Genomic DNA, 25,169 nt, shown 5'->3' with positions numbered 1-25,169 from the left:
ATGAATTCAGGGCCGATTGTCAGTTTCGTTGGGATGCTGCTCCGCCTCCCCGGCGCGCGGTTCGATCTCCACGTAGTAGATCGCCCCTGCACCAGGGGCGTGGAGGCGGTGTGTTGCATGACGGGTTGGCCGATAGTCATGTCCGAAGGGATCGCGCACAGTGACATGTTCAAGGTGATCCAGCCGCGCGAGGAAGCCATCGACGTCCCTGAGTGTCGCGGGATGGGTCTCTTCCCCCGCTACTTCCACTACCCAGGGGGAACTGGTGGCGCTGCTGGCGAGTTCCAGGCTCAGCGTTTCAAATATTCCAGCCAGAAGGGCATCGAGCGTTGCGGGGTAGAGGCGCAGCAATCGATGCGCTTTCGGTTCGCGGCGCCGGTCGGTAATCCAGGTCTGGCGGAGCCAGGTGAATTCGACCCGGCCGAGCGAAGAGCCCAGGCTCAGCTTCCGGCCCTCCTCCAAGGTCAAGTGGAAGTTGTTGCCCGCCCGGTCCAGGATGCTGGCGGCTTCGTCAACGTACTCAAGGTCCTCGAGCATGGCGGTTTTGGATGGATAGTACGTGAAATCACCGAGCTCATCGACAACGACGTAATCTTCCGGAGCCGCGCCGGCAAGCTCGGAAGCGTGTGCCGCTCCTTGGTTGAGGGGAGTGCGTTTCATGGTGGATTCAGCTCCTACCGAGGTTAGGCCAAAGCCCGAATTGTCTATCCTCATCAGACCACCAAACCGGGCGGCCGTCGCCGGTCCTTAATGGTTTCCTTACGCGGACAGGCGCAGATTTAGCGCGTGCGTTCCCGTTTGTAACAGTCGGCCTCAGCGTGCCAAGAATTACGCAACAACGTCATGTTGTTATTACAGTAAGGATTGCCTTGCCTATCTCGCTACCGTTCCCCGGACTCCTCGGGCTGCTCGGCGTGGAGGGTGGGGCTGCCCCCAACCATTCCGGTCCCAGCCGGAACCCTTGAAAGGCCCCCCATGAAATTCGGCATCAAACCCGCTGCGGCCCTTGCCGCCGCCACGGCCACGCTGCTGGCACTTTCGGCGTGCAGCGGCGCACCAAGCGGTACTGCAAGCGGTGGTTCCACGGCCGGCGCGTCCGGCGACGGCATCGTCGTATACAACGCGCAGCACGAAAACCTCACCGGCGCATGGGTGGACGCCTTCACCAAGGAGACGGGAATCAAGGTTACGCTCCGTAATGGTGACGACCTTGAAATGAGTAACCAGCTCAGCGAGGAAGGCAAGAACTCCCCGGCGGACGTCTTCCTCACGGAAAACTCCCCGGCCATGGTCCGCATCGCGAGTGCCGGGTTGCTCGCCCCCGTCGATCAGGCAACCCTTAGCCAAGTCCCTGCGCAGTACCGGCCCTCCACCGGCGACTGGACGGGCATCGCGGCCCGCTCCACGGTGCTGGCCTACAACAAGACCAAGCTCAGCGCAGACAAGCTTCCCAAGTCCTTGATGGACCTCTCGGACCCGTCATGGAAGGGACGCATCGGCGCGTCCACAGGCGGAGCCGATTTCCAGGCCATCGTCAGCGCGATGCTTGCGCTCAAGGGAGAAGACGCCACCCAGAAATGGCTGGAGGCGGCCAAGACCAACTTCAAGTCCTACAAGGACGACACCCCGGTGCTCGCGGCCGTGAACGCCGGCGAGGTCGACGCGGGAGTCCTCTACCACTACTACTCCTTCGTGGACCAGGCCCAGACCGGAGAAAACAGCAAGAACGTTGATCTTCACTACTTCAAGAACCAGGACCCGGGTGCGTTCGTCAGCGTCTCCGGCGGCGCTGTTCTGGCATCCAGCAAGAAGCAGGCCCAGGCCCAGCAGTTCCTGAAGTTCATCACTGGCAAAGCGGGTCAGCAGGTCCTCCAGAACGGTGACTCCTTTGAATACACCGTCGGCTCCGACGTACCGGCAAACTCCAAGCTCGTGCCCCTCAAGGATCTCCAGGCACCTTCGGTGGACCCCGCCAAGCTCAACAGCGAGAAGGTCACCGAGCTGATGACCAAGGTCGGGCTTCTCTAGGCGAAGGGCCGCCTCGTCGGCAGTGCCCGTTGAAGGCAGTCAGCCGACCTTGAAACCCCCGTTGCTATAAAGAATCTGGCCATTCATCCACGAGCCCTCCTCGGAAAACAGGAATCTCACCAGGTCCGTCGTGTCCTCGGCCGTGCCGAGCCGGCCGGCTGGCGTCGCGCCAATACCCGAACGCCGCGTCGCGTCGTCCATCCACCCCGTGTCGATCGGGCCAGGGTTCACCACGTTCGCCCGCACACCCCGGCCTGCCAGCTCGACGGCGGCCGCGGTGACAATCCGGTCGAGGGCTCCTTTGCTCGCACCGTACGGCAGGTTGTGAACAGTGTGATCGCTCGTCAAGGCGACAATCCGGCCGCCCACGACGCCCGGAACAACGGATTCCCGCAGTTGCTCGGCGAAGGCCTTGATGAGGAGCCAGGTCGCCCTGGCGTTGACAGCGAAGTGGCGATCCCAACTCCCAAGGTCGGTCGTCAGGATCGAACTGTCCACTGATTCGCAGTGCGACATGACCAGCCCGGTCACCGGCCCAAGGGTTCCCGCAACCCTGATGAGCTCAGCGGGCACCGCTGGATCGCCCAAGTCGCCCGGGACGAGCTCGACGGCGGCTCCCAACGCGCGGCATTCAGTCGCGATCGACTCCGGGTCGTCGGCATTGCGCTCCAATCCGACGCGATCGTCGTACGGCCGCCAATAGTTGAGGGCGAGGTCCCAGCCGTCGCGCGCCAGGCCGACTGCGAGGCTCGCCCCGATTGAGCGCCGCCGGCCGACCCCTGTCACAACCGCGACTTTCGAATGGCTCTGCATAGTCATGGTTCGATTCTAGGAAGCGGTATCGGCGGCCACGCCGCGTTCCCCGGTGAGTTGCCGCACCTCGGCTCGCCGCGCGCACAAACCTCACCGATCGGGGAGCAGCCAGCCGTCGGCGATCAGTAGTTCCCGGAGCGCGGGCCTGCTGAGTGGTTCCAGTCCGTTATGGGCTTTGCGGCGGACTGACACGAGGAGCTTCTTGACGCCGTCGGCACTGATGCCCAGGCTCGCACCGACATCCGCCATTGTCCCGCCGGAGCCGCCAAGATACAGCGTGACGGCTTCGTGTTCGCGCGGGGTGAGGCGGATCCGCGGCCCGGGGACCTCAAAGACGCCGGCTAGCTCGGGCAGGACGAACTTCTCGCCGCGCGCGGCGGCGAGAACGGCCGTGGTGAGCACTTCGGCCCCAGCCGTCTTGGGTATGTAGGCCAGTGCGCCGGCGTCGAACGCTTGGCGGATCACCAGGGGCGTCGCGAGGGAACTGCAGACCACCACTTGTGACCCTGTTGAGAGAATGGCGTGGATCTTTGGCGCTGCCGCTTCGAACCGGCACCGGAACAACCCCACCTGGTGTTCTCCTTTATGGCCGACGACGCTAATCGTGAACCACTCTGCCGTCCCAGTTTCAAGATCCCGCACTGCAGAGGAGCAAGAAATCCTCAAGATTCTGGCACTAGGGAACACCGAGACCTCCGGAGATCCTTGCGCCCCCGAACCCCGCCACGTAGCTTTGAGGAAGCGGACGTATGCGTCCGGGGGCATCGGGGTTGAAGCCGGTGGTCAGTCAGATTCAGAGAAGGAACATGGCCGTGGCAACAGGTATTGTCAAGTGGTTCAACGCCGAAAAGGGTTTCGGCTTCATTGCCCCCGACGACGGTTCGGCGGACGTTTTTGCCCACTACTCAGCGATCGCCTCGAGTGGGTACCGATCACTGGACGAGAATCAGCGGGTCCAGTTCGACGTCGTGCAGGGCCCGAAAGGCCCCCAGGCAGAGAACATCCAACCTCTTTAAGAGGGGACCACTGACGAATCAGGCTAGTTCCGCAAGCAGCCGGCCCCACTTGGGCGCCAGTAAGGGCGCTCCGGCAAGCTTGAGGCAATGCCATAGCGTCACGGCTACGGAATCCAGCACCGGCACTCCGGTGGCTTCCTCCACTTCCGCGGTGATGTTGGCGCCGTAAAGGTTCGTGCACAAATAAATGAGCGCGTCCGGGTTCGAGGCGGCAAGTTCCAAGGACCCGGGCAGCATCTCGGCGTCCGTGACGCGGGCGAAGGATTCATTGTCGCTGAGGTCCAGGTGGCGGTGGTCCACCGTCTTGATTCCTTCGCGCGCGTACGACTCGATGACGGCCTGGTTCACGTTCCCCGTATAGGGGGTGAACATGCCGATCCTTTCCGTGCCGAACGTCCTGAAGGCCTCCAGGTAGGCCAAGGTGGAGGTCGTGGCCGGGATGCCGGTTGCCTCCGTGATTTCCCGGACCAAGCCCTCGTCGTGTTCGGCACCGAGCCAGGAACCCGAGGTTCCGTTCCACGCGATGACGTCCACGTCCGCCGTCGCGAGCAATGCTGCGGCCTCCCGCATGACGGCCGAATCAAACTGTTTGTCCGAGGAATCATCCAGCGCAATCCGGGTGACCGGAATCCGTGTGAAGTGGATGGTCACGTCCTGGCGGCCACCGAGGATCCGGTAGCTCTGCGGCTCCAGGCACGTGTTGGACGACGGCACGATCATGCCGATGCGGGTGGGGCGGTGTGCGGAAGGCATGGCTCTCCTAAACAGAAACGGTGGCGGGAACGGACGGCGATTTTCGAACGGACAGGGCGTCGCGGTGGGCGGCGAAGCCGTTGCGGGCGACGAAACGGCCCACCGGTCCGGGATCGTGGAAACCGCCGTCGTCGACCACCACGCGTCCGGCGGAGACGACGACGGCGGGCCAGCCGTTCAGCGTCTTCCCTTCGAAAGGCGAGAAGTCGGTTCCCATGTGCAGGGCGCCGCCGTCGACCTCGCGTTCTTCGGCGGGATCGAAGATGACGAGATCGGCGTCGAACCCTACGGCGATGGTGCCCTTGCCGGGCACCGCATTGATCCGAGCGGGGCCAGCCGAGAATACCTCGACGAAGTCCTCCACCGTGCTGCTGGGCGCCATCGCGGTGAACGTGACGGGCATGCGGGTTTCGACGCCGGGCAATCCGTGCGGCATGAAGCGGACGTCGTCGGTGCGCTCGCGCTTCTGCGAGAGGTCGTAGCAGGAGTGGTCCGAGGACACGGTGTGGATGGCTCGCGCCGTGAGGCGTTCCTTCAGCGCGGCGACGGTTTCAGCGCTGCGCATGGGCGGGCAGCAGGCATACCACTCGGGGAATTTTGAGCCGTAAACGGTGTCATCCAGGGTCAAGTAGTGCGGGCAGGTCTCGGAGTAGGCTTCCTGGCCGCGCCCGCGGGCCTCAGTGACCAGATCCACGGCTCCGGGGGTCGACTGGTGCACAAAGTACACGGGCGCACCGGTGTACTCGGCCATGGCCAGTGTCTCTTTGACGGAAATTTCCTCGGCGAGTTCGGGACGGGTGGAATGCAGGTGCTCAATGCCGATCCGGCCGTCCGCGGCGTGCTGTTCGGTGCAGTCGGCGATGATGGGATCGTGCTCGGCATGGATGTACGTGAGTCCGTCCAGGCGCACCATTTCGCGCATGACCTTCAGGATGGTGTCGCCGTCGGCCATGGTGGAGCCGCGGTTGGTGGTGTACATCTTCACCGAGCGGACGCCCTCGCCGGCGAGTTGCTCGAGCTGCCAGGGCACGGTCTCGTCCCATGTGACCACGGAGCCGTGCAGCGCGACATCGCAGCGGGACTCGGCGGCCAAGCGCTTCTTGTTCAGGACTGCATCCAGCGGGGATTCCTGGGCGTCGCGTGGAATACCGAAATCGATGATGGTGGTGGTGCCGCCCCACAGGGCCGCGGTGGAGGTGGTGCGGTAGTCGTCCAGGGTGCGGAAGCGGCCGGTCACTTGGGCCACGTGGCAATGGCCATCAACGCCGCCAGGGATGACCAACTTGCCGGACGCGTCGATGGTGCGGGAGGCGGCAGGGACCGGTTCGGCGGCGTCGATGAGCTGGGTGATACGGCCGTCGTCGACCACGACGTGCGCGTCCTGCCGCCCGAAGCTGTTGACGACGGTGCCGTGGGCGATGACGAGGTCGGGAATATTCACGATTGTCCCTACTTTCCGGCTGGAACGGGGGCGGGGCCGGCAACTGAGGCACTGGCGGCGGACTGGATGGCGGTCAGGGCGGCGTCGAGGTTTTCGGACAACCCCCGGCGGTGCTTGACGGGCGGCGGCGCAAAAGCGCCTTGGCGGTGGAAACCGGATTGCAGCGCCACAACAGCTTCGGTCATGCGGATCCCGGCGGAGATCCCGTCCACCACGGGCACGGGTATCTCTCCTTCAAGCTCGCGCGCAAGTCCCGCAAGCGGGGCACCTGCCAGGATGACGACGTCGGCGCCGTCCTCAGCGACCGCTTGCCGGCTCAGCGCCAGGAGGGTTTCCTTGAAATCCTGTTGCACTGTGCCGATCCCGTTGAGGCTCTGGTTGATGGACCGGATCGAGGCAAGACGGCTGCCAAGTCCGAAATGCTCTACGCAGTCCCGGTACCAGGCGGTGATGCGGTCCGAAATGGCGATGATGGAGAAGCGCTGGCCCTGCAGGGCCGCGGCGCAGAGGGCTGCCTCCGTGATACCGATGACCGGGACGTCAGTGAGTTCCTTGAGGGCGGGCATTCCAGGGTCTCCGAATGCGGCCACGACGACGCCGTCAATGCGGTCCGCTTCCGGATCGCCGCCGGAGTGCTCGGCGATGATTTCGGCGACTGCGCCGGCCGCGATGAGGGATTCGAAGCGGGTCTCGATGTATTCGACCCCATGTCCGGCGGTCCGGACGACCAGCTCGGTGTCAGTCCCCGCTGAACGGCGGGCTTCGGCGTCGATCAACGCGGTGACGTCCGCGCTGATGTTGGGATTGATGACTAGCAATTTCATGGTCGTTTGCCTTGCAACTTGAGTTCGGTGGCGGGCTGGTTCTGGGGGAACTGCTCGCGGTACTTTCCAATGTGAGACGCCGATTGGGTTGCGGCGAGCTCGGGATCGCCGCTCGCGATGGCGGCGTAGAGATCGCGGTGCTCCTGGATCAGTTCCGGCAGGTCGTCCACGTGGCGGAAGAGCCAGTGCATGCGGCCTTGGAGCGGTTCCAGCGCGGTGCGGAGAAAATCGTTGTTGGCGATGGCCGTGATGGCATCGTGGAATTCGCTGTTGGCGCGGTGTGCCTCGAGGATTGAGCCTTTCGCGAGGAAGCGCTCGGCTTCATCGAGGAGCCTCGCCAGGTGTTTGAGGTCCTTGTCCGTGGCGCGGGCCGCGGCCAGGTGGCAGGCGAGGACTTCGAGCGACTGGCGGACGTCGAAGAGGTCCTCGACGTCTTTGGGGCTCAACCCTGCCACTTCGGAACCGCGGGAGGCCCGGTCCTGGATGAGGCCTTCCTGCCGCAGCATTCGAAGGGCTTCGCGGATGGGGAGTCGCGACACGTTGAATTCGGCGGCGAGGTCCCGCTCCACCAGCCGGGTGCCGGGCGCGTAATGGCCCTCGAAGATTCGCGAACGGATGGCGTCCCGCACGGATTCCCGGAGGGGACGGTCCGTGGTGGGGGTTTCTTCTGCAATCAGCATCTTTGCTCCATTCGTGTTTTCTTTGGTCATTGCGCCCGGCAACCCGGAGGCGTCCGGCCGTGCGGCGGTTCAGGACCGCGCGGCCGGCCCGGTCAGGCGAGTTAGACCGGAAGCCGCTTGTTGTAGTTCAGGGTCAGGACGGATACGCCCATGATCACGGCGGATCCTACAAAGTACAGCAGCGCCCAGGTGTAGGAGCCGGTGGCCCCGACAATCAGGCCCACCACAATCGGGGTGACGAACCCTGCGATGTTGCCGCTGAAGTTCATGGCACCGCCCAGGACGCCAGCGTTGGTACGGCCACCGAGGATGGCCGGGATGGACCAGAAGAGGCCTACCCAGCGCAGGAAGAACAGGACGACTGAAAGGAGGACGACGGCGGTGATCGGGTCTGCGACGACCGTCACGCCAACCAGGCCGCCGACCACCACGACGCTGGAGATGCCCAGCAGGGTGCGCATGACCAGGTTGGCCGAAGCGCCGGCTGCACGCCACTTGTCAGCGATGGCGCCGCCGAGGATCTCGCCGACGAAGCCTGCGCCGAAGATCACGAAGGTGGACCAGCCGATGGTGTTCAGGTTGAAGTGCTTGGCCTGGGCGAGGTAGAGCGGGCCCCAGGTCAGCAGGCCGTAGAACACGCCGTTGAATCCCAGCCAGCCAAAGCACATGGCCCAGAAGGAACGGAACTTCAGGTAGGGGAGGAGCGCGCGCTTGCCCTTGACACCGTCTTTCTCGGCCTCGGCGTCTTCTTCGGCGTGGGAGGACTCGATGTATTCGGCCTCGGCGTCGTTGACGGCCTTATGGTTGCGGGGATTGTCCCGGACGTACCACCAGACAGCCAGGCCCATGAGGGCAGTCGCGGCGCCGGCGATGATGAACGAGTAGCGCCAGCTGCCTGTTGAGGCGATGAGCCAAGTGATGAGGATGCCGCCCAGGCCGGCGCCGAGCGGGGCGCCTGCGTCAAGGATCGTGGCGCCGCGGCCGCGCTCCTTCTTGTGCATCCAGATGGCGTTGAGCTTGCCGCCGGCCGGCATGACGCCTGCTTCGGCGACGCCGATACCTAGGCGGGCGATGAACATGCTGAGGAAGCCGCCGGCCAGGCCGGATGCTGCCGTTGCGGCACCCCAGCCGATGCACGACGCCGTGACCACCTTGCGGGGGCCGAATTTGTCGATGAGCAGGCCGACGGGAATCTGCATGAGGGCATAGGTCCAGAAGAATGCCGAAAGCAGGAGCCCAACGAGCTCTGGTGCGAGGTTGAATTCCTTTTGGATGATGGGCAGTGCCACGGAGATGGAGCCACGGTCGATGTAGTTGACGGCCACCAGGATCAGCAGCAGGACGAAGAGCCGCCAACGGACACTCGTGCGTCGCTGCACGCCGTCCTTGCCGGCTTTTTCTTCTGCTTTTCCTTCGACGGCATGCGCGTCTGTTTCGGTGTTTTGGAGAGACACAGTTTCTCCTTCAGGGGGAGTTTGAGGAGCGGGGAAAGTCTTGAATTGTTGTGCTGGGTGCGGGTTGCCGCGGCAGCTGGACTCGCGCCGGTGGCAGCAGTTGCGGCCTGGTCCTCTTTCTGGGAGGAGGGACGCTGCCGGTTCGTTGAATCCGTTTTGGGATCCCGTTTTGGGATCCCAAAATCAAAAGTAGATGTGACCCGCGGCACTGTCAAGGCTTTTGGTATACAAAGCGAAGAAACGGAATGTGACCGAGTGGCCGCGTGTCCTAATTCCGGGCGGCGGCGTGCGCGGAGGTTCCGGAGATGGGATACCGACGCGCAAATGGCTACGCGACGCGGAAAATGCCTATCGATGTTGGAATACCAGTGTCGATAGGCATTTTCCGCCTCGCCAGGCGCCCGGGATCGGCGAGCCTTAGCTCGGGTTGAGGTCGGCGAGGGCCGTCAGCGCCCGCTCGGGATGTTCCGCGATGCGGTTGAGGACGTACAACCACCACTCGCCGCCGAAAATGACGTACTCGCGCGTCCTGAAGCCGTCCCTGTGGAGCCGGTCGAGAAGATCGGTGCCCAGTCCGAGGAGCATTTCGAATTCGATCGCGTCGGTCTTCAGCGCCTCGCCGTGCGTGGCGATGAGCGTGCTGACGAGCTCGTCGTCATGCGTCGCGAGGGACAGGGAGTGGCCCGAGAGGATGAGCTGGCCCGCCAGGTCGAGGTAGGCAGCCGTCAGTTCGGCGCTGTTGCGAGGGTAGGCGACGGACTCGGGTTCAAGGAACGCGCCTTTGACCAGCCGAACCGTACCCGGGTGGCGAAGGACCCGCTCGAGGTCTCCGGGTGTGCGGTGCAGACGGGCTTGGAGTGTGATGCCGACACGGGGGATCTCGACGGCGAGTTCGTCGTACAGGTCCAGGACCAGATCGGTCCGATCCGAACCTTCGGCCGAGATCATCAGCCCCGTTCCGAACGGTTCCGTTATCGCGGCGAGCTGATGTACATGGTCGAGCGCAAGCTCAGGGTCCACGAGGGCACCGAGGTGGGAAAGGTCGAAAGAAATCGTGCTCGGCAGGCTGGTCTTTCCGAGGGCAGCGCCCAGCTCAAGGAATACCCCGGCTTCCGAGCGTGCGAGGTCGGCGTTGCGCACGCTCTCACCCGCGTATTCGATACTCGCGGCATGCCCGCGGGCCACCGCCGCTGCCGCTACCTCGATCGCGTCGGCCGCAGTGTCCCCGGCCGAGTATCGCCTTGCCACGCGCGCAGCCATTGTCGCCAAGGCCGGCGTGGACATGACTCGTTGCTTCAGGTCTTCATCCAATGCCCATGCCCGGAGGGTATCGGCGGCACGTTGGAGATCAATCTTGGTAGTCACCCGACAAACTGTACCGGCGGAGTTTGCGGTCGCCGGCGTCGGGTTCAGCATGCGAAATCCAAACCGGCCCTCTGCCCCCGCTACTCCTCCGGCAAACACCACATCGAGATGAGTGCGCCGTCCGGATCCGTGGTGATGCGGAGGCACTCATCCCGCCACCACCTTCCAGTTGTTGCCCGGTTAGTCCCGGTCCTTGGATTCGGCGCTCCGGGTGTGCGCCAGGATTTCCGCGAGCTCGGCCAGCCGATGTGCACGTGCTGATTCCGCCGGCGTGAACGGCTCGCCCGGTCGGGAGAACACGAGCGGGCCGTGCCAGGCCGTGGGGATCTTGAGGAGCGTCGTGGAGGGCCCGACGGCGGCGCCCGCCTCGACGGACTGACCTTCGGGTTCCGGGGTGACGATTTTCGCCGAAAGGAGTTCCGCAACCGCCAGCGGTAGTTCTTGCGGGTTGTCGGCGATCCGGGCAGCCAGGCTCAAGGCCTTGGTCTGGCCGTCCGCCATGGCGAGTGCAGTGGTAGGCCACACGTGCGAATCCCGGCCGCCGCCGTCGTCGAGCGCTGTCAGTAGCTCTTGCTCGCCGAGGTGGCCCGGAGCGGAAAGTACGAATTCGTCCATGACGGCTCCATCCATGGGGTGGACATGGATGCTGAGGATATTGATGTCGGTCCGGGCCAGCGATTGGGTGATGCGTTGGAGGGAACCCGGCTGGTCGCGCAGCACGGTCCTCGCCCGCCAAAGAGCCGGGGCCAAATGGAGCTTCCTGCGGTGGCGGAGGGCAGGCGCGTGGATCCAGCGGCGCAAAATCCTGGCCGCGGAGGGTTCGGCCACCCAGATGACCAGGACCGTTGCGGTGACGGTGAGGAGGAGCACCTTGGCCAGGTAAGGCAGTTGCGTTTCAACCACAACGGCGTGGACAAGAAGTTCGATGGGCAACATCACGGCAATTTGGGCCACGGTGACCCGGGCCTTCGGAGCCTCGGGCATCTGGCCGCACACTTCGCAGGAGAGCTCAGCTGTAGCGGAAGTCCTCTTGTTCGGCTTCATGGCACTATCGTGCCCGAACCCTGTTTCAGGCGGATTGCGCCTGCGTCACGATCTTAGGCAGCACTGGTGGGGGCCAGTTCGACGCCGACCGGACGCGCCGAACTGGCCGTAATGCCCGAAACCTAGCGGGCGTTCTCGTCACTCTTGTTGGCGGCGGCGAGATCGATCAGGAGGTCGCGGATTTCAACAAGCAGGGCGGTGTCAGCCGGCAGCGGCTCGTCCTCGGGCTCTTCGATGGAGGCACGGCGTTTGGTCAGTTCGTTGATCTTGTTCATGGGCGCAACGAAGATGAAGTACACCACGGCGGCCGTGATCAGGAAGGTCACGAACGCGGTGATGACGGCGCCGAAGTTGACGAAGGTCTTCGCGTTGTCGGGCCAGATGGAGAAGCCCAGACCCTGCGCGTTGACTCCGCCTGCGGCGGCGATGACCGGGTTGATGATGTTGGTGGTGAACGCTGCGACCAGGGCCGTGAACGCGGTGCCGATGACAACGGCGATGGACAACTCGATGATGTTGCCGCGAAGAACGAAGTCCTTGAAACCTTTGAGCATGGAATGACCTTCCGGTGAATGGGTACGGGTGATGTAGCCGGAATAGGCCCCGCCAGGCTGGTAACAACCGACATGAGACTATCAATCGAAGCCGTGGAGCCGTCATGCCCTCGGCCAAGGTTTCCATTCAACGGAAACCGATCGGGCCGCGTTAAGCCGCCCGACGTAAGCTCGTAACGGATGCCAATGCCGCCGTCGTGGGCCCACGCCGCCAGGGTTCCCTGGCCGAGCTTGCGAGGCGAGGGTGGCGGTGGGGATTAGTTGAGCACTACAGCACTACAGCGCTCAAGAGAAGCAAGCAGAGGCAGGCAATCCATTGAACCCCCTGGCAGAGATGTTCAGGATCGGTCCCGGGAACAAGGACCATCACCCGGCGGTCCGCTGCGCAGTGGGCGTCTTCCTGCCATTGATCACCCTCGTGCTGTTCGGACGGCTGGACCTTGTGGTTTTCGCCAGCTTTGCCGCGTTCACGAATATCTATGGCCGCAACGAGCCCCACCGCCACCGTTTTCGAAGCCAACTCCGGGCCGGTTCGCTGCTCCTGTGCATCATCCTGCTCGCCACCCTGACCGCCCGGGTTGGACAGGGCTCGGACGCGTACGTGTGGATCCTCACGCTTGGCACCACGTTGGTTGCCGCATTTTGCTCCGTGGTTACTGCGCTTTGGCGGCTTCGCCCGGCAGGTTCCCTCTTCCATATTTTCGCTTTCGCCGCGATCGCCTCCGTGCCCCAGCAGCCGCCGCTCTGGGAAGGGATGTTGGCAGCCGTTTTGACTGCCGTGTTGGCGTTGCTGATCGGAATGTCGGCGCGGGTAGTCCCGAGCCACCGGACGCCCTGGAAGCGGCCGGCCGCGGACCGGCTACTTCCTCAGGAAGTCCGGGCAGCTTGGCTGGAAGGCTTGGGCTACTTCGTGGCTGCCGGGCTGGCCGGAACGCTTGCTACCTTGGTTGGGCAGTGGCTCGGATTCGGACACGGCTATTGGGCCATGGTGGCGGCAGTAGTTCCCTTGGTGGGGCGCAGTACCCGGCATCGGGTGCAACGGGGAATCCAGAGGATCGTTGGGACCCTGCTGGGTTTGCTGGTGTTGGCTGGAATTCTCTGGCTCGGCCCGGCGCCGTGGCAGATGGTGTTGGTGATTGCCGTATGCCAGTTCGGAGCAGAGCTCTTCATTGCGCGCCAATATCTCGTGGCACAGGTATTCGTCACACCGCTCGCGCTCATTTCGACCTTGCTGGTTGCCAACGTCCCGCCTGGGCTCCTGTTGCGGGACCGGATTGTGGAGACGGTGATCGGGGCCGCCGTCGGTGTCGCTGTGGTATTGGCGCCCGCGGCATGGTCGCGGGTCAGGGAACTCACTTCCGGCTAGGCGTTTCCCAATTGCCGACCGTGTGGGACCTTATGTAAAGGGACTTATTGTTTCCACATGCCCCAATCAGCATATTCACCGGGAGAACGCGCCATGCTTCCTGCAGATAACACTTTGACCACCATCGACCGAATCCAGAACCTGATCCTGGAGAGTGCCGATTTCGAGGATTTCCTCAACGAGCTCGCGCGGTTTTCTGCCCACCAGATGGCGGGCAACGGCGATGATGCGCTCTGCGGGATCACGCTGCTGCGCGAGCGGAAGGCACTCACGATTGGGTGGAGCAGTGATGCGGCCCGCGAAGTGGACGAGATCCAGTATTCCCTGGCCCAGGGGCCATGCTTGACGGCTGCAGAAGAGGACCGGGAAGTCCACGTTCCGGATCTTCTTGAAGAGAACCGTTGGGGCCCTGACTATGCGAATGCCGTCGCGTCGCACGGCCTAAGGTCGGTGTTGTCGTTGCCTTTCAACCTTGAGGGAGAGGCCAAGGCAGCGCTCAACCTGTACTCCGAGGCCCCGTACAAGTTCGACGAAAGGGCCGCAGACCGGGCCCGCGGATACACCCGTGAGGTATCGCAGGCCCTGCGTCTTGCCATCAGGTTCGCCCTCCACGCGGACAGCGCAAAGAATCTCCGGGCGGCCATGGAGTCCCGCACGGTCATTGATATCGCTGTTGGAATTGTCATGGCACAGAGCCGCTGCAGCCAAGAGGACGCTGTCCGGATCCTGACGGAAGCCTCGAGCAATCGCAATGTGAAATTGCGCGATATCGCCAAGTCCCTGGTGGATTCCGTTGACGCGGCGGGCACCCTGACCCACTTCGAAGAGCCGGCCCAGGAGCCGGGCCGCAGCAGGGCGGGATGACTCCAGCCCTCTGATCGCTCAACGCGGCGGGTGTACAACGAGGATTCCAGGGGATACGCTTCTCAAGGTTGAGCCGTCGGCCATAGACACCTCTTTTGGAGTACCTATGGACCGCAGATTGCACGCCCTCGTAAAATTCGATGTTTCCACCGACGCAGTCGAAATCGACGTGCGGGGGAGCCTGAATCAAGATTCGAGGCCCGCGCTCGTTCACATCGTTCGCCGGATTCGGCGAATGGGCGTCACCTCCCACATCAGAGTGGGCTTTTCCCACGCCGCGATCGTCGAGTCGCAGGCCTTGGCGGGACTCCGCAACGACCTCAATGCGATCGACGGCGGAACCACGGAAGTTGGCCTCGTCAGCGGATCCGGAGTTTCCCTGGAATTTACGGACAAGCCTGCCAGCCTCCAGCTCGGGGCCGCAACGGGATCGAAATCGTTCGAGATCACGGGCGAATTCGGAGCCTCGATCGATGCGGCGGGATTCCAGCCGCTGGACAAGTGCTCCGATGAAGAACTTCTGGCCGCCAGTGATTTCGCGTTTGGCCTGCTGGATCAGCCCAGTACATCGGCCTCTCCGGTAGTGCTGGCGCACTACGACGCGATCGGCTTGGAGATCTCGCGACGGGAACTCCAGGATGCCCCAGCGGATCCCGCTGAACCGCAGTAAACTTGAGCCCACCATTCAATGGAATCCGCGGGAAGTGGGGAAAGCGCCTTGGCTAACTCGGCATCGGGTGATTCAGTGGTGGACCGCATCGTCCGGATCATCGAGGCCTTCCCCGAGGACGCCACATCATTGCGGCTCTCCGAACTCGCGGAGACCGCTGGCTTGCCCCTCTCAAGCGCCCATCGCCTGGTCCGGCAGCTAGCCGAACACGGACTTCTTGAACTCGGCGTTGGCGGAAATGTCCGATTGGGCCTGAGGTTGTGGGAGCTGGTCAATCGGAATTCACCCACTCTGGCCCTCCGGCAAGCGGCACTGCCGTTCATGGAGGACATCCAGCTGGTCCTGAACCAGAACGTGAACCTTGCCGTGCTCGATGGCTGGGAGGCGTTGTTCGTGGAGCGGCTGTCCCGCCGGGGATCCGTGGCCAACCGTGCCCGCGTTGCCGGCCGCATGCCGGTTCACATCTCTTCGGCCGGGTTGACCCTGATGGCAGGCCAGCCGCGGGAACAGCAGGCCGAGTACCTCAAACAGTTCAGTGACCCGGCCGGCAAGGTGACGGCCGACGTCGTCCGTCACCTGTTGGCCGAAACCGCCCAGCAAGGGTACGCGCAGCTCGCGGGCGTGGTGGATCCGGACACATGGGGCATCGCGGTACCGGTCACGGACGGCAAGCGGCGCACGATAGCCGCGCTCGGCGTCGTGGTTCCCCTCGCTGAAATGCGCCTGCAGGCCCTGGTGCCGGCGCTGCAGACGGCGGCCCGCGGCATCGCTCGCCAGCTCGGGGAGCAGCGAAACGCCTAAGTGTTTCCGTTCAACGGAATTCGTATAACGCCGAACCTTCGGTGCGGGTCACACTGATCAGCAGAACCTCCGCAGCCCTCCAGGCGCGGTTCCGCAATGAAGCGAGGAACACTTTGGCACGCAAGATCATCACCACCCAAGTGGCCATCATGGGCGCGGGCCCGGCCGGCCTCATGCTTTCCCACCTGCTGGCTACATCGGGGATCGAATCCACGGTCGTCGAGGTCCGCAGCCACCAGCAGATCGCCGAAACCGTCCGTGCGGGCATCCTCGAACACGGCTCCGTGAACCTGCTCGTGGAAAGCGGGGTTTCGGACCGGGTGCTGCGCGACGGCGACAGGCATGACGGGATCGAACTGCGCTTCAACGGCGAAAGCCATCGGATCGACTTCAAAGAGCTCGTGGGGGAATCGGTGTGGCTCTACCCGCAAACTGACGTCTTCCTCGACCTCGCCGCACGGCGCCAGGACGACGGCGGCGACGTCCGGTACAGCGTCACGGATACCACCATCCACGACCTCGAAGGCAAACCGAAGGTCTGGTTCACCGATGCCGAGGGCCAGGAATTCGAAATCCAGGCGGACTTCGTGGTGGGCGCCGATGGTTCCCGCAGCCACTGCCGCTTCCAGATCCCCGAGGCCAACCGCAAGTGGTACTTCCACGAATACCCCTTCGCGTGGTTCGGCATCCTCGCCCAGGCGCCCCGCAGCTCAGACGAACTGATCTACGCCAACTCCGAGAACGGCTTCGCCCTGATCAGCCAGCGCACGGAGAACGTGCAGCGCATGTACTTCCAGTGCGACCCCAAGGAAAACGTGGCCGACTGGGACGACGAGCGCATCTGGTCCGAATTCCGCAAACGCGTCAACGGGAACGGCTTTGAGCTCAAGGAGGGACCGGTCCTCGAGAAGATGGTCCTGCCGTTCCGCAGCTTCGTCCACACGCCCATGCGCCACGGGAACCTGTTCCTAGCCGGCGACGCCGCCCACACCGTCCCGCCGACCGGCGCCAAGGGCCTCAATTTGGCCCTCCATGACGTCAAGGTGCTCTTCGAAGGCCTCGAGTCCTTCTACTCGAACGGTTCCAACGCGCTTCTCGAGTCCTACAGCGGCCGCGCTTTGGAGCGGGTTTGGAAGGCCCAGCATTTCTCCTACTGGATGACGTCCATGCTGCACACTGTCCCCGGTTCGGACGACTTCGGCCGGGCCCGCCAGCTCGGCGAGCTCCACTCCGTGGTCTCCTCCCGCAACGCGCGGGCCTACCTGGCGGAGTCGTACACTGGGTGGCCGACGGGGAAGTAGTCAGGCCTTTTCTGTGTCACCGAGCAGTGTGTGCGTCGTCAGGTACCGGATGCCCCAACTGGCTTCCCAGACCTCCCCGGGTTCCAGCCAACGCAGGCCTTCGCCACTGTTGAAGGCATCGGCGGGCGCAGTCATCGGTTCAACCGCGACGGCGGTCACCATGCCGCCGTCGGTGGCGAAGTCCGTGGTGGTGAAGGCCTGGACGTAGCCGAAGGAGGCATCCATGAACATTTGGACTTGGCTGCCGTCGGGCGCTTCGAGATAGTGCAGTGAGCTTCCGTCGTCCTCGCGGCGGACGTTGCCCCAGGCGTCGTCGAGGTCAACGGCGCCCACGAGCTGCCCGGCACGGAAGTCGTTCCTGGTTCCGCTGACGTCCGTGGTGATTCCACTGGGGTTCAGGCGTTCGTCCACTTCAATGTGGGTATCGGCGTTGATGTAGAGCGTGAGTTCTTCCGTCGGCACGCTCCCCAGGCGGAGGAAAGGATGTGCACCGAGCGCGACGGGCGCGGACCGGTGGCCCGTGTTTTCAAGTCGGTGCGTGACAAGCAACCCGTCCTCCAGGAGTTGATAGCGGACCGACGTCGACAACTCGAAGGGGTACCCCGACTGCGGCGGGATGCCGGCGTCGAGCGTGATGCTGTCCTCGGTCCGGGCACTGACGCTGTACGGAGTGCGCGTCAGCAATCCGTGCAAGGCGTTGCCGTTGCCCGGTTCGGTGATGTCCAGTTGTTGGGCGACGCCGTCGTAGCTCCACGTGCCGCCAGCCACCCGGTTGGGCCACGGGACCAGGACCCAGCCCGCGCACCATGGCGGTTGGGCATCGACGGGATAGTCCTGAACCAGCGCTACTCCGTCGACGTCGAGCTCCCGCAGGCTCGCGGCGACTTCCGTCAGCACAACGCGCTGGTGGCGGCCGCCGATGCTGGCCGTGAGTTCGAAGTGTTCGCCCATGGGCGCTGGTGCACGGTGACGCGGTTCCCTATGAGGCGAGGGCGTCTGGTTGAGCGGGCGGGCCTGATTCGGCATGGTTGACCTGACTGGGAGGGGGAGATTAAGAAGTGCGAGCAGAGAAGGTGCCGGCAGGGTCCGCAAGGAACTGCGCGAAGGCGAGTTCCGCGGCTCCGATCATCATCAGATCCGAGCCGAGGGCAGCCCGGTAGATCTTCACCTGGCCTGCCGGGCCGTCCATCGCCTGGGATCGGAGCGAGGTGTCCAATGTCCCTGGGGACAGGGCGTGCAAGACGCCGAGGAAGCCATCCAGGACGATCGCTTCCGGATTGAAAATGTTCACCGCATTCCGCAAGGCAACGCCAAGATACTCAAGCTGGCGTGCCACTTCGGCGGCCACGGCCTCGCTGCTGCTCGCGCGGAGCGCCTGCTCGAGTTGGCCCGCATCGCCGCCGCCGATCCCGGCCAATTCAAAAAGGGGTGACTGGGAGACTTCGGTTTCAAGGCAGCCCGCGGCACCGCAGTGGCAAGGTTTGCCGGACGAGCGGACAAACGTGTGCCCAAGTTCCCCGGCGTAGCCGGATGCTCCGCGCAGCAATTCCCCGTCAGCGATGATTCCGCCGCCGATGCCGCTGGCGCCACCGTTGAGGAAGATCAGGTTCTTCTGGCCCGCACCGGCGCCGAAGAGGAGTTCGCCCTCGGCGCCGAGCGATGCGTCGTTCGCCGCGTGGCAGGGGTATCCGGTGGCTTCGCCGAGCATTCGGGCGATGGGTTCATCGCGCCAGCCCAGATGCGGGGCGTGCCGGACCACGCCGTCGTCGCGGTTGACGAGCCCGGGCACCGCGATGCCCACGCCCATGACCCGGTACGAAGTGTCTAGCTCGGACCGCATTCCGGCGATCACTGCGGCGGCGATGTTCACGGCTTCTTTGGCCGTCGGGATCCGCTCGGTGTCGAAACGGATCTTCTTCTGGACCTTGCCCCCGAGTCCGACAAGACCGATAGTGACGGCGTCGATCTCCGGGTTGACCGCCAGGGCCGCTATCGACGGCCGCGGATGGACGATCGGGCTGGGTCTGCCCACTTGGGCTTCACCGGAGGGCGCCGTCTCGTACACCACATCCAAGTTCACGAGCTGCCCTATCAGCGTCCCTACGGTGGACCGGTTCAGGCCCGTCCGCTTGGTCAGCTGGGCGCGGCTGAGACCACCGTTGTGATGGACGAGTGAGGTCAGCAGCGCCAGGTTGTTTCGCCGCGACGGATCGGGCTCGCTGGCGGCGACGGGATGTGGGGTGGGGGAGGGCATCATCGCGACAATATCAGCTCCCAAACACCGTTCGGTCCAGGAAGTCGTTGCGGAACTTTCCGGAAGGATCCAGGCGCTCAGCCAGGGCGATGAAGTCGTTGAAGCGAGGGTACAAGGGCGCGACGGCGGCAGCACCGGCGTCGAACAGCTTGCCCCAGTGCGGCCTCGCCGCGAAGGGAGCCAGTTCCGCCTCAAGCAGCGGCAGGATGGCTTCGACCGCCGGCTGGTCCTGGCGCCAGGTGAAATGCAAGCCGATGCCGTCGCGGCCGTAGTTGGCACTCAGCCAGAGCTGGTCGGCCGCCACCGTGCGGATCTCGCCAATCAGCAGCAGCGGAGTCACGACGTCGGAGAGCCTGCGCATGGTCCGGAGGGCGTCCACGGCGTGTTCACGGGGGATGAGGTACTCGCTCTGTAGCTCGTCGCCTTGGCTCGGAGTGAATTCCATCCTGAAATGAGCCAGCCGGTCGGACCACGGCCCGGCAATCCCGAGTTGCTGCGTGCAGTTGCTGCCAGACACTCCGGGAAGGGGGTGCCGGGCTTCCGTTGCCCGAGTGCCGCCGAAGAAATCCGGCGATTCCGGGGCCGCATCGCCGCTGCGCCTCTTGAGCCACGCCTGGCCCACCGTCTCTCCACTCCAATCGGTGAACAGGCTGACGCTATACGCGGAGGAGGTTATCCGGTCGAAGTTTTCCAGGACGAGATCCCAGCTGAGGTTTTCGAAAACGCTCTGGGCGACGTCGAAGCTTGGCTGGATGTCGAGGGTCAGTTTGGTCACGATGCCGAGTGCGCCGAGTCCCACCACCATTCCGTCGAAATCCTCGTCGCCGCGGCGCACGCTAAGAATACTGCCGTCCGCGGCGACCAGTTCAAGGCCCGCGACGGCGGTGGCCAGGTTGCCGTTGGCGTCACCGGAGCCGTGCGTGGCGGTTGCGACAGCTCCTGCCACCGAAATGTGGGGGAGCGAGGCGAGGTTGTGGAGGGCGAAGCCTTGGCGCTGGAGTTCTGCCGCCAGGGTCCCGTACCGCGTACCACCGCTCACTGTGACTTTCATGTTCGCCGCATCCACACGGATGCCAGGATCCAGACGGTCCAGCACCACGAGGGTACCGGCCGTGTCCGCGATGGAGTTGAAGGAATGGCGGGACCCGAGCGCGCGGATCTTCTTGGCGCCTGCCACGAGCCCCTGGAGCTCCTCCAAGCTCGTGGGATGGGCGAGTTGCGGTGCCTGGTAGCTGTAGTTTCCTGCCCAGTTGCGTTCCGCCACCAGCTGATCAGTCACGGTTGAATCCTTCGTTCGTTCGAGGGCTCGACGGCCTTATTTGATGTCCACAACAACATAACGGCTCCTTAGTCGCCGCGCCAGATCTTTTGCGAATTATTCAATGATTTGATGAAAAATCTTGTTAACTCCAAGTGGTTGACATCACAGAGATTCGTAATATGTTGGATAGCGAAACAAACTCCACATCGACTACCCGGAGCACTCAATGACGATTCAGCCCACCCGTGAAGACAAGTTCTCGTTCGGCCTTTGGACCGTGGGATGGGAGGCTCAGGACCAATTCGGTTCTGCCACCCGCCCTCCCCTGGACACCGTGGAAGCCATCAACCGGCTCAGCGACCTTGGCGCCTACGGCATCACTTTCCACGACAACGACCTGTTCCCCTTCGGCTGCTCGGCCGCCGACCGCCAGCGCGAAATCGACCGTCTGCAAGGGGCCCTCAAGGCCACGGGGATGATCGTTCCCATGGTCACCACCAACCTGTTCAGCCACCCCGTCTTCAAGGACGGCGGTTTCACGAGCAACGACCGCGGCGTCCGCCGCTTCGCCTTGCGCAAGGTGCTGGACAACATCGATCTCGCCGCTGAACTCGGCGCCGAAACCTTCGTCATGTGGGGCGGCCGTGAAGGCAGCGAATACGATGCCGCCAAGGACATCCGCGGCGCGCTGGAGCGCTATCGCGAGGCCGTCAACCTGTTGGGCGACTACGTCACGGACAAGGGCTACAACATCCGCTTCGCGATCGAACCGAAGCCGAACGAACCCCGCGGCGACATCCTGCTCCCCACCTTGGGCCACGCCCTGGCCTTTATCGAAACGCTGGAACGTCCGGAGCTCGTGGGAATCAACCCCGAAACCGGCCACGAGCAGATGGCGGGCCTGAACTTCACGCACGGCATCGCCCAGGCCCTGTACCAAGGAAAGCTCTTCCACATCGACCTCAACGGCCAGCGCAGCATCAAGTTCGACCAGGACCTGGTGTTCGGCCACGGTGACCTGCAGAACGCCTTCTCCTTGGTGGACCTGCTCGAAAACGGCGGTCCCGACGGCGGCCCGTCCTACCAGGGCCCGCGCCACTTCGACTACAAGCCCAGCCGCACCGAGGACATCGACGGCGTGTGGGACTCTGCGGCCGCGAACATGCAGACTTACTTGCTGCTCAAGGAGCGCGCCAAGGCATTCCGTGCCGACCCCGAGGTCCAGGAAGCCCTCCAGGCGTCCCGCGTGGCTGAAATCAACGAGCCCACCCTGAACCCGGGAGAAGGCTACGAGCAGTTGCGTGCGGACAAGTCCGCCTACGAGGACTTCGACGCCGATGCCTACTTCGGTGGCAAGGGCTTCGGCTTCGTGAAGCTCCAGCAGCTCTTCATCGAGCACCTCCTCGGAGCACGCTGATCCCGTGGCCGCTGCTTCCTTGAACCTTGTTGCCGGGGTTGATTCCTCTACCCAAAGCTGCAAAGTGGTGGTACTGGACACGCAAACCGGTGCGCTCGTCCGTTCGGGCCGGGCGAGCCACCCGGAGGGAACGGAAGTCCATCCGGACGAGTGGTGGCGGGCGCTGTCCGAAGCGTTCGACGACGCCGGCGGCCTCGCCGATGTCAGCGCACTGTCCGTCGCGGGCCAGCAGCATGGCATGGTGCTGCTGGACCGCGAGGGCAATGTGGTGCGGCCAGCTTTGCTGTGGAACGACACGCGCTCGGCCGGCTCCGCGGAAGACCTCACAGCAGAAGTAGGGGCAGAGGACTTCGCCCGGCGGACCGGGCTGGTGCCAGTGGCTTCGTTCACCATCACCAAGATCCGCTGGATCAGGGACCACGAACCCGAAAGCATGGCGAGGGTGGCCGCCGTCGCGCTCCCCCACGACTGGCTCACGTGGCGTCTCCGCGGTTACGGGCCAGCGGGCTCCAGCCCGCTGGGGCCGGACCTGGACGAACTCACCACTGACCGCTCGGACGCCAGCGGTACCGGCTATTGGAGCCCGCTGACCGGACGCTACGACCTGGACCTGTTCAAACTGGCATTCGGCCAGGACGCGCGGGAAGCCTCGGGCGGGTCAGCGACGGCGGCGCCCGGCGTCGTCGCTCTTCCCCGCGTGCTGGGTCCGGGCGAAACCGCAGGCCGCGTGCACCCGGCGTGTTTCGGCGGCCCTGGCGCGAGCGAGGCACTGGGTGGCGGAATCCTGCTCGGTGTCGGGGCGGGGGACAACGCCGCCGCGGCGCTGGGACTCGGAGCCAAACCCGGCGACGTCGTCGTGTCGGTGGGCACCAGCGGTACGGTGTTCGCCGTCGACTCCTCACCCGGCCATGATCCGAGCGGGACCGTGGCGGGATTCGCGGATGCAAGCGGGGAGTACTTGCCCATCGCAGTGACGCTGAACGCCGCCCGTGTGCTCAGCTCAGTTGCCGCAGTGCTCGACGTCGACTTCGACGGGCTTTCCCGGCTCGCCTTGGAAGCCGAACCTGGTGCGGGAGGTGTGGTGCTGGTGCCGTACTTCGAAGGTGAACGAACCCCCAATCTGCCGCATGCGAAAGCCAGCTTCCATGGGCTCAGCATCGCCTCCACCACCCGGCCGAATATCGCACGGGCGGCCATCGAAGGCATGCTGTGCGGACTCACCGGAGGCCTGGACGCGCTGCGTGACCAGGGTGTTCGGGCGGAACGGTTGCTGCTGATCGGGGGTGCGGTGCAGAACCCCGCGGTCCAACGGATCGCGGCCCAGGTGTTCGACTTACCGGTGGTGGTTCCGAGTCCCGGTGAATACGTTGCGCGGGGGGCAGCAGTGCAGGCGGCATGGGCGCTCGCCGGGTTCCGCCCGGACTGGCTCGTTGCCCTGGACGCCACGCCCGAGCCGGATTTCCGAGCTTCGATCGGGCAGAACTACGGGAAGGTCAGTGCCCGCGTTGACACCGGCAACTGAACCGCTGCTCGTCAGGACACCGCTTCTGGATTCCCTGAATCAGGACCCGGTGCCTGCATCCGGCGATGCCGTCCGGTGGGGAGTCATTTCCACCGGACGGATCGCCTCCACTGTCGTCAGCGACCTCGCCCTGCTGCCCGACGCCGTCCTGCAGTCCGTGAGTTCCCGGAACCAGGAAAACGCGGAGGCGTTCGCCGCCGAGCACGGCTTCCAGAGCGCCTACGGTGACGACGACGGGCTTCCGGGTTACCAGCGTCTGCTCCAGGACCCCGCGGTAGACGTTGTGTATGTGGCGACGCCGCACGCGAGCCACTACTCCGTGGCGAAAGCTGCCCTCGAAGCCGGGAAGCACGTGTTGTGCGAGAAGCCGCTGACCATCAACGCCCGTGAAGCAGAGGTCCTGGTTCGGCTGGCTCGGGAGAAAAGCCTGTTCCTGATGGAGGCAGTGTGGACCCGGTTCCTGCCCAGCGTGCAACGGGCGGCGGAAATCATCGCATCCGGCGAACTCGGCGAGATCCGGTGGGTGCAGGCAGACCTCGGATTTCCGGCGCCGCTCCATCCAGAATCGCGGCTGTGGAAGCGCAAAGACGGGGGAGGCGCCTTGATGGATGTGGGTGTTTACCCCCTGACGTGGGCGCTGATCAGCCTAGGACGCCCGGAATCGTTGACGGCCACGGCGCATCTCACTGACGGCGGAGTGGATTCCGAAACTGCACTGACTCTGTCCTATTCTTCCGGCGCGCAGGTCCAGGCCATGACCTCCTTGACCTCGGCCACCCCACAAACGGCCACCGTATGCGGTACGAAGGGGATGCTCCGATGCAACGCCCCGCTGTTTAATCCGACCGAACTGACCGTTACCTCAAGCTCCGGCGAGCAGCGGGTGGAGAAATTCACCCCGGCCGGCCGTGGCTACACCTACCAGTTGCGCGAAGTGATCCGCTGCCTGCAGCAGGGCCTTCTCGAGAGCCCCACGATGCCGTTGGCGGATACCTTGACCACCATGTCCCTGCTGGATGAAGCACGCAGCCAAGCGGGAATCAGCTACCCGGCGGACTAGGGGCAGCTCGCCACGGCGGGTCGGCAAGTGACCACTGAGCGGCTGTCAGTCGCCGTAGACCACTGAGCGATGCCCCATCGCTACGGCGACGATCACGAGCTGAGCGTCCTGAATCTCCACGATCACGCGGTAGTCCCCGACCCGGTAACGCCAGAACCCGGTCATGCTTGCCGTCAACGCCTTCCCCCGGCTCCGCGGGTCATCCAGGGCGCACACCTCATCCAGGTATGTGAAAACGCGGCGCAGCACGGCCCGGTCGATCTTTCGGGCGGTCTTGTCGAAGTCTGCAGAGGAGTGCAGGCTCCACTGGCTCAAATGCCAAGCTCTTTCCTCAGCTCACCGGCCGGGCGCGAGGGCCGACCGGCCTCAATCCAGGCCGTGGCTGCGGCGATGTCCTGAGCCGTCTCGTACGCCTCCAGCGCCTCGGCATCGCCAACGCTGATCACGACGGCGGCCAAGCGGCCATTGCGGGTCACGCCAATGCGCTCTCCGCCGTAGCTCACCCGCCCCACCACGTCAGCCAGGTGGTTTCTGAGCTCCCGGGTGCTTACTTCACTGGTCACGGTTTCCATACCAGCCATGATACTCCCGGGTGTACCTAGTTACCATTGTGTACACGAGCGGGTCCTGCGCGCCAGAAGCCGCTCGGGAGATCCCCACGGACGCGGACAAAGCACAGCT

Annotated in this window: 26 protein-coding genes; 10 read left to right on the top strand and 16 right to left on the bottom strand. The window is 64.3% G+C overall.

Features of this window, described 5'->3' with window-relative positions; translation table 11 throughout:
• Positions 1–6: 6 nt before the first annotated feature.
• A complete protein-coding gene (locus ABEA18_RS04820; RefSeq protein ID WP_345448167.1) occupies positions 7–660 on the bottom strand; it encodes a hypothetical protein in 654 nt (217 codons plus the stop codon).
• A gap of 315 nt (positions 661–975) precedes the next feature.
• Here ABEA18_RS04820 and ABEA18_RS04815 point away from each other — a divergent pair, with 315 nt between their 5' ends.
• Positions 976–2,028, top strand: a complete 1,053-nt coding sequence (locus ABEA18_RS04815) for an iron ABC transporter substrate-binding protein (RefSeq protein WP_345448166.1) — start codon at positions 976–978, stop codon at positions 2,026–2,028.
• 39 nt (positions 2,029–2,067) lie between these two features.
• Here the strand turns inward: ABEA18_RS04815 and ABEA18_RS04810 are convergent, their stop codons facing one another.
• Both ABEA18_RS04810 and ABEA18_RS04805 read right to left on the bottom strand, forming a co-directional pair.
• A complete protein-coding gene (locus ABEA18_RS04810; RefSeq protein WP_425550480.1) occupies positions 2,068–2,841 on the bottom strand; it encodes an SDR family oxidoreductase in 774 nt (257 codons plus the stop codon).
• A 90-nt stretch (positions 2,842–2,931) separates the two neighbouring features.
• Positions 2,932–3,411: a hypothetical protein gene (locus ABEA18_RS04805; protein WP_345448164.1), complete on the bottom strand. Its 480-nt coding sequence runs from the start codon at positions 3,409–3,411 to the stop codon at positions 2,932–2,934.
• 242 nt (positions 3,412–3,653) lie between these two features.
• Between ABEA18_RS04805 and ABEA18_RS04800 the strand changes: the two genes are divergently transcribed.
• The gene (locus tag ABEA18_RS04800) at positions 3,654–3,857 is read left to right on the top strand and encodes a cold-shock protein (protein WP_035743560.1); all 204 of its coding nucleotides are present in this window, start codon (positions 3,654–3,656) and stop codon (positions 3,855–3,857) included.
• Positions 3,858–3,875: 18 nt separating this feature from the next.
• On the opposite strand, the gene ABEA18_RS04795 is transcribed toward ABEA18_RS04800, so the two are convergent.
• From ABEA18_RS04795 to mscL, 8 genes are all read right to left on the bottom strand, one after another.
• A complete protein-coding gene (locus tag ABEA18_RS04795; RefSeq protein ID WP_345448163.1) occupies positions 3,876–4,610 on the bottom strand; it encodes a maleate cis-trans isomerase family protein in 735 nt (244 codons plus the stop codon).
• Between the two features lie 7 nt (positions 4,611–4,617).
• A complete protein-coding gene (locus ABEA18_RS04790) occupies positions 4,618–6,051 on the bottom strand; it encodes an amidohydrolase family protein (RefSeq protein ID WP_345448162.1) in 1,434 nt (477 codons plus the stop codon).
• An 8-nt stretch (positions 6,052–6,059) separates the two neighbouring features.
• Positions 6,060–6,875 (bottom strand): aspartate/glutamate racemase family protein, encoded by an 816-nt coding sequence (locus ABEA18_RS04785; protein ID WP_345448161.1) that lies wholly within the window; start codon positions 6,873–6,875, stop codon positions 6,060–6,062.
• Complete coding sequence (locus tag ABEA18_RS04780) at positions 6,872–7,555, bottom strand: GntR family transcriptional regulator (RefSeq protein WP_345448160.1); 684 nt, start codon at positions 7,553–7,555, stop codon at positions 6,872–6,874. Before ABEA18_RS04780 ends, ABEA18_RS04785 begins: the two co-directional genes overlap by 4 nt.
• Positions 7,556–7,656: 101 nt before the next feature.
• Complete coding sequence (locus ABEA18_RS04775) at positions 7,657–9,009, bottom strand: MFS transporter (RefSeq protein ID WP_345448159.1); 1,353 nt, start codon at positions 9,007–9,009, stop codon at positions 7,657–7,659.
• A 417-nt stretch (positions 9,010–9,426) separates the two neighbouring features.
• Positions 9,427–10,374: a proline dehydrogenase family protein gene (locus ABEA18_RS04770; protein ID WP_345448158.1), complete on the bottom strand. Its 948-nt coding sequence runs from the start codon at positions 10,372–10,374 to the stop codon at positions 9,427–9,429.
• A 180-nt stretch (positions 10,375–10,554) separates the two neighbouring features.
• The gene (locus tag ABEA18_RS04765; protein ID WP_345448157.1) at positions 10,555–11,418 is read right to left on the bottom strand and encodes an ACT domain-containing protein; all 864 of its coding nucleotides are present in this window, start codon (positions 11,416–11,418) and stop codon (positions 10,555–10,557) included.
• A 122-nt stretch (positions 11,419–11,540) separates the two neighbouring features.
• A complete protein-coding gene (gene mscL / locus ABEA18_RS04760; RefSeq protein ID WP_345448156.1) occupies positions 11,541–11,972 on the bottom strand; it encodes a large conductance mechanosensitive channel protein MscL in 432 nt (143 codons plus the stop codon).
• A gap of 316 nt (positions 11,973–12,288) precedes the next feature.
• On the opposite strand from mscL, the gene ABEA18_RS04755 reads away from it, so the two are divergent.
• The 5 genes from ABEA18_RS04755 (at position 12,289) to ABEA18_RS04735 (ending at position 16,974) form a co-directional block, all read left to right on the top strand.
• Positions 12,289–13,338: an FUSC family protein gene (locus ABEA18_RS04755; protein WP_345448155.1), complete on the top strand. Its 1,050-nt coding sequence runs from the start codon at positions 12,289–12,291 to the stop codon at positions 13,336–13,338.
• Positions 13,339–13,431: 93 nt separating this feature from the next.
• A complete protein-coding gene (locus ABEA18_RS04750) occupies positions 13,432–14,202 on the top strand; it encodes a GAF and ANTAR domain-containing protein (RefSeq protein ID WP_345448355.1) in 771 nt (256 codons plus the stop codon).
• Between the two features lie 118 nt (positions 14,203–14,320).
• Positions 14,321–14,872: a hypothetical protein gene (locus tag ABEA18_RS04745; RefSeq protein ID WP_345448154.1), complete on the top strand. Its 552-nt coding sequence runs from the start codon at positions 14,321–14,323 to the stop codon at positions 14,870–14,872.
• A gap of 48 nt (positions 14,873–14,920) precedes the next feature.
• A complete protein-coding gene (locus tag ABEA18_RS04740; RefSeq protein WP_345448153.1) occupies positions 14,921–15,673 on the top strand; it encodes an IclR family transcriptional regulator in 753 nt (250 codons plus the stop codon).
• A gap of 113 nt (positions 15,674–15,786) precedes the next feature.
• The gene (locus ABEA18_RS04735; RefSeq protein ID WP_345448152.1) at positions 15,787–16,974 is read left to right on the top strand and encodes a 4-hydroxybenzoate 3-monooxygenase; all 1,188 of its coding nucleotides are present in this window, start codon (positions 15,787–15,789) and stop codon (positions 16,972–16,974) included.
• On the opposite strand, the gene ABEA18_RS04730 is transcribed toward ABEA18_RS04735, so the two are convergent.
• The 3 genes from ABEA18_RS04730 to ABEA18_RS04720 all read right to left on the bottom strand — a co-directional run bounded on the left by ABEA18_RS04730 (position 16,975) and on the right by ABEA18_RS04720 (position 20,507).
• On the bottom strand, positions 16,975–17,925 hold the full coding sequence (locus ABEA18_RS04730; RefSeq protein ID WP_345448151.1) for an aldose 1-epimerase family protein: 951 nt from the start codon (positions 17,923–17,925) through the stop codon (positions 16,975–16,977).
• Positions 17,926–18,025: 100 nt separating this feature from the next.
• The gene (locus tag ABEA18_RS04725; RefSeq protein ID WP_345448150.1) at positions 18,026–19,228 is read right to left on the bottom strand and encodes an ROK family transcriptional regulator; all 1,203 of its coding nucleotides are present in this window, start codon (positions 19,226–19,228) and stop codon (positions 18,026–18,028) included.
• Positions 19,229–19,241: 13 nt separating this feature from the next.
• Positions 19,242–20,507, bottom strand: a complete 1,266-nt coding sequence (locus ABEA18_RS04720) for an FAD-binding protein (RefSeq protein ID WP_345448149.1) — start codon at positions 20,505–20,507, stop codon at positions 19,242–19,244.
• Between the two features lie 208 nt (positions 20,508–20,715).
• Here ABEA18_RS04720 and xylA point away from each other — a divergent pair, with 208 nt between their 5' ends.
• From xylA to ABEA18_RS04705, 3 genes are read left to right on the top strand one after another with little or no spacing between them, the layout of a single operon-like run.
• Positions 20,716–21,906: a xylose isomerase gene (gene xylA, locus ABEA18_RS04715; protein WP_268019949.1), complete on the top strand. Its 1,191-nt coding sequence runs from the start codon at positions 20,716–20,718 to the stop codon at positions 21,904–21,906.
• A gap of 19 nt (positions 21,907–21,925) precedes the next feature.
• Complete coding sequence (gene xylB, locus ABEA18_RS04710; protein WP_345448354.1) at positions 21,926–23,428, top strand: xylulokinase; 1,503 nt, start codon at positions 21,926–21,928, stop codon at positions 23,426–23,428.
• The gene (locus ABEA18_RS04705) at positions 23,403–24,488 is read left to right on the top strand and encodes a Gfo/Idh/MocA family protein (protein ID WP_425550474.1); all 1,086 of its coding nucleotides are present in this window, start codon (positions 23,403–23,405) and stop codon (positions 24,486–24,488) included. Before xylB ends, ABEA18_RS04705 begins: the two co-directional genes overlap by 26 nt.
• Before the next feature lie 45 nt (positions 24,489–24,533).
• Here ABEA18_RS04705 and ABEA18_RS04700 read toward each other — a convergent pair whose 3' ends face one another.
• Both ABEA18_RS04700 and ABEA18_RS04695 read right to left on the bottom strand, forming a co-directional pair.
• Positions 24,534–24,803, bottom strand: a complete 270-nt coding sequence (locus tag ABEA18_RS04700) for a type II toxin-antitoxin system RelE family toxin (RefSeq protein ID WP_345448148.1) — start codon at positions 24,801–24,803, stop codon at positions 24,534–24,536.
• Positions 24,800–25,060 (bottom strand): type II toxin-antitoxin system Phd/YefM family antitoxin, encoded by a 261-nt coding sequence (locus ABEA18_RS04695; protein WP_345448147.1) that lies wholly within the window; start codon positions 25,058–25,060, stop codon positions 24,800–24,802. The genes ABEA18_RS04700 and ABEA18_RS04695 overlap by 4 nt, the downstream gene beginning before the upstream one ends.
• Positions 25,061–25,169 lie beyond the last annotated feature (109 nt).

It is taken from the genome of Arthrobacter gyeryongensis (assembly GCF_039543785.1).
GTDB classification, from domain to species: Bacteria; Actinomycetota; Actinomycetes; order Actinomycetales; family Micrococcaceae; genus Arthrobacter; species Arthrobacter gyeryongensis.
Note: the sequence above shows the minus strand (reverse complement) of the source record. Positions and strands in the feature narration are given on the sequence as shown.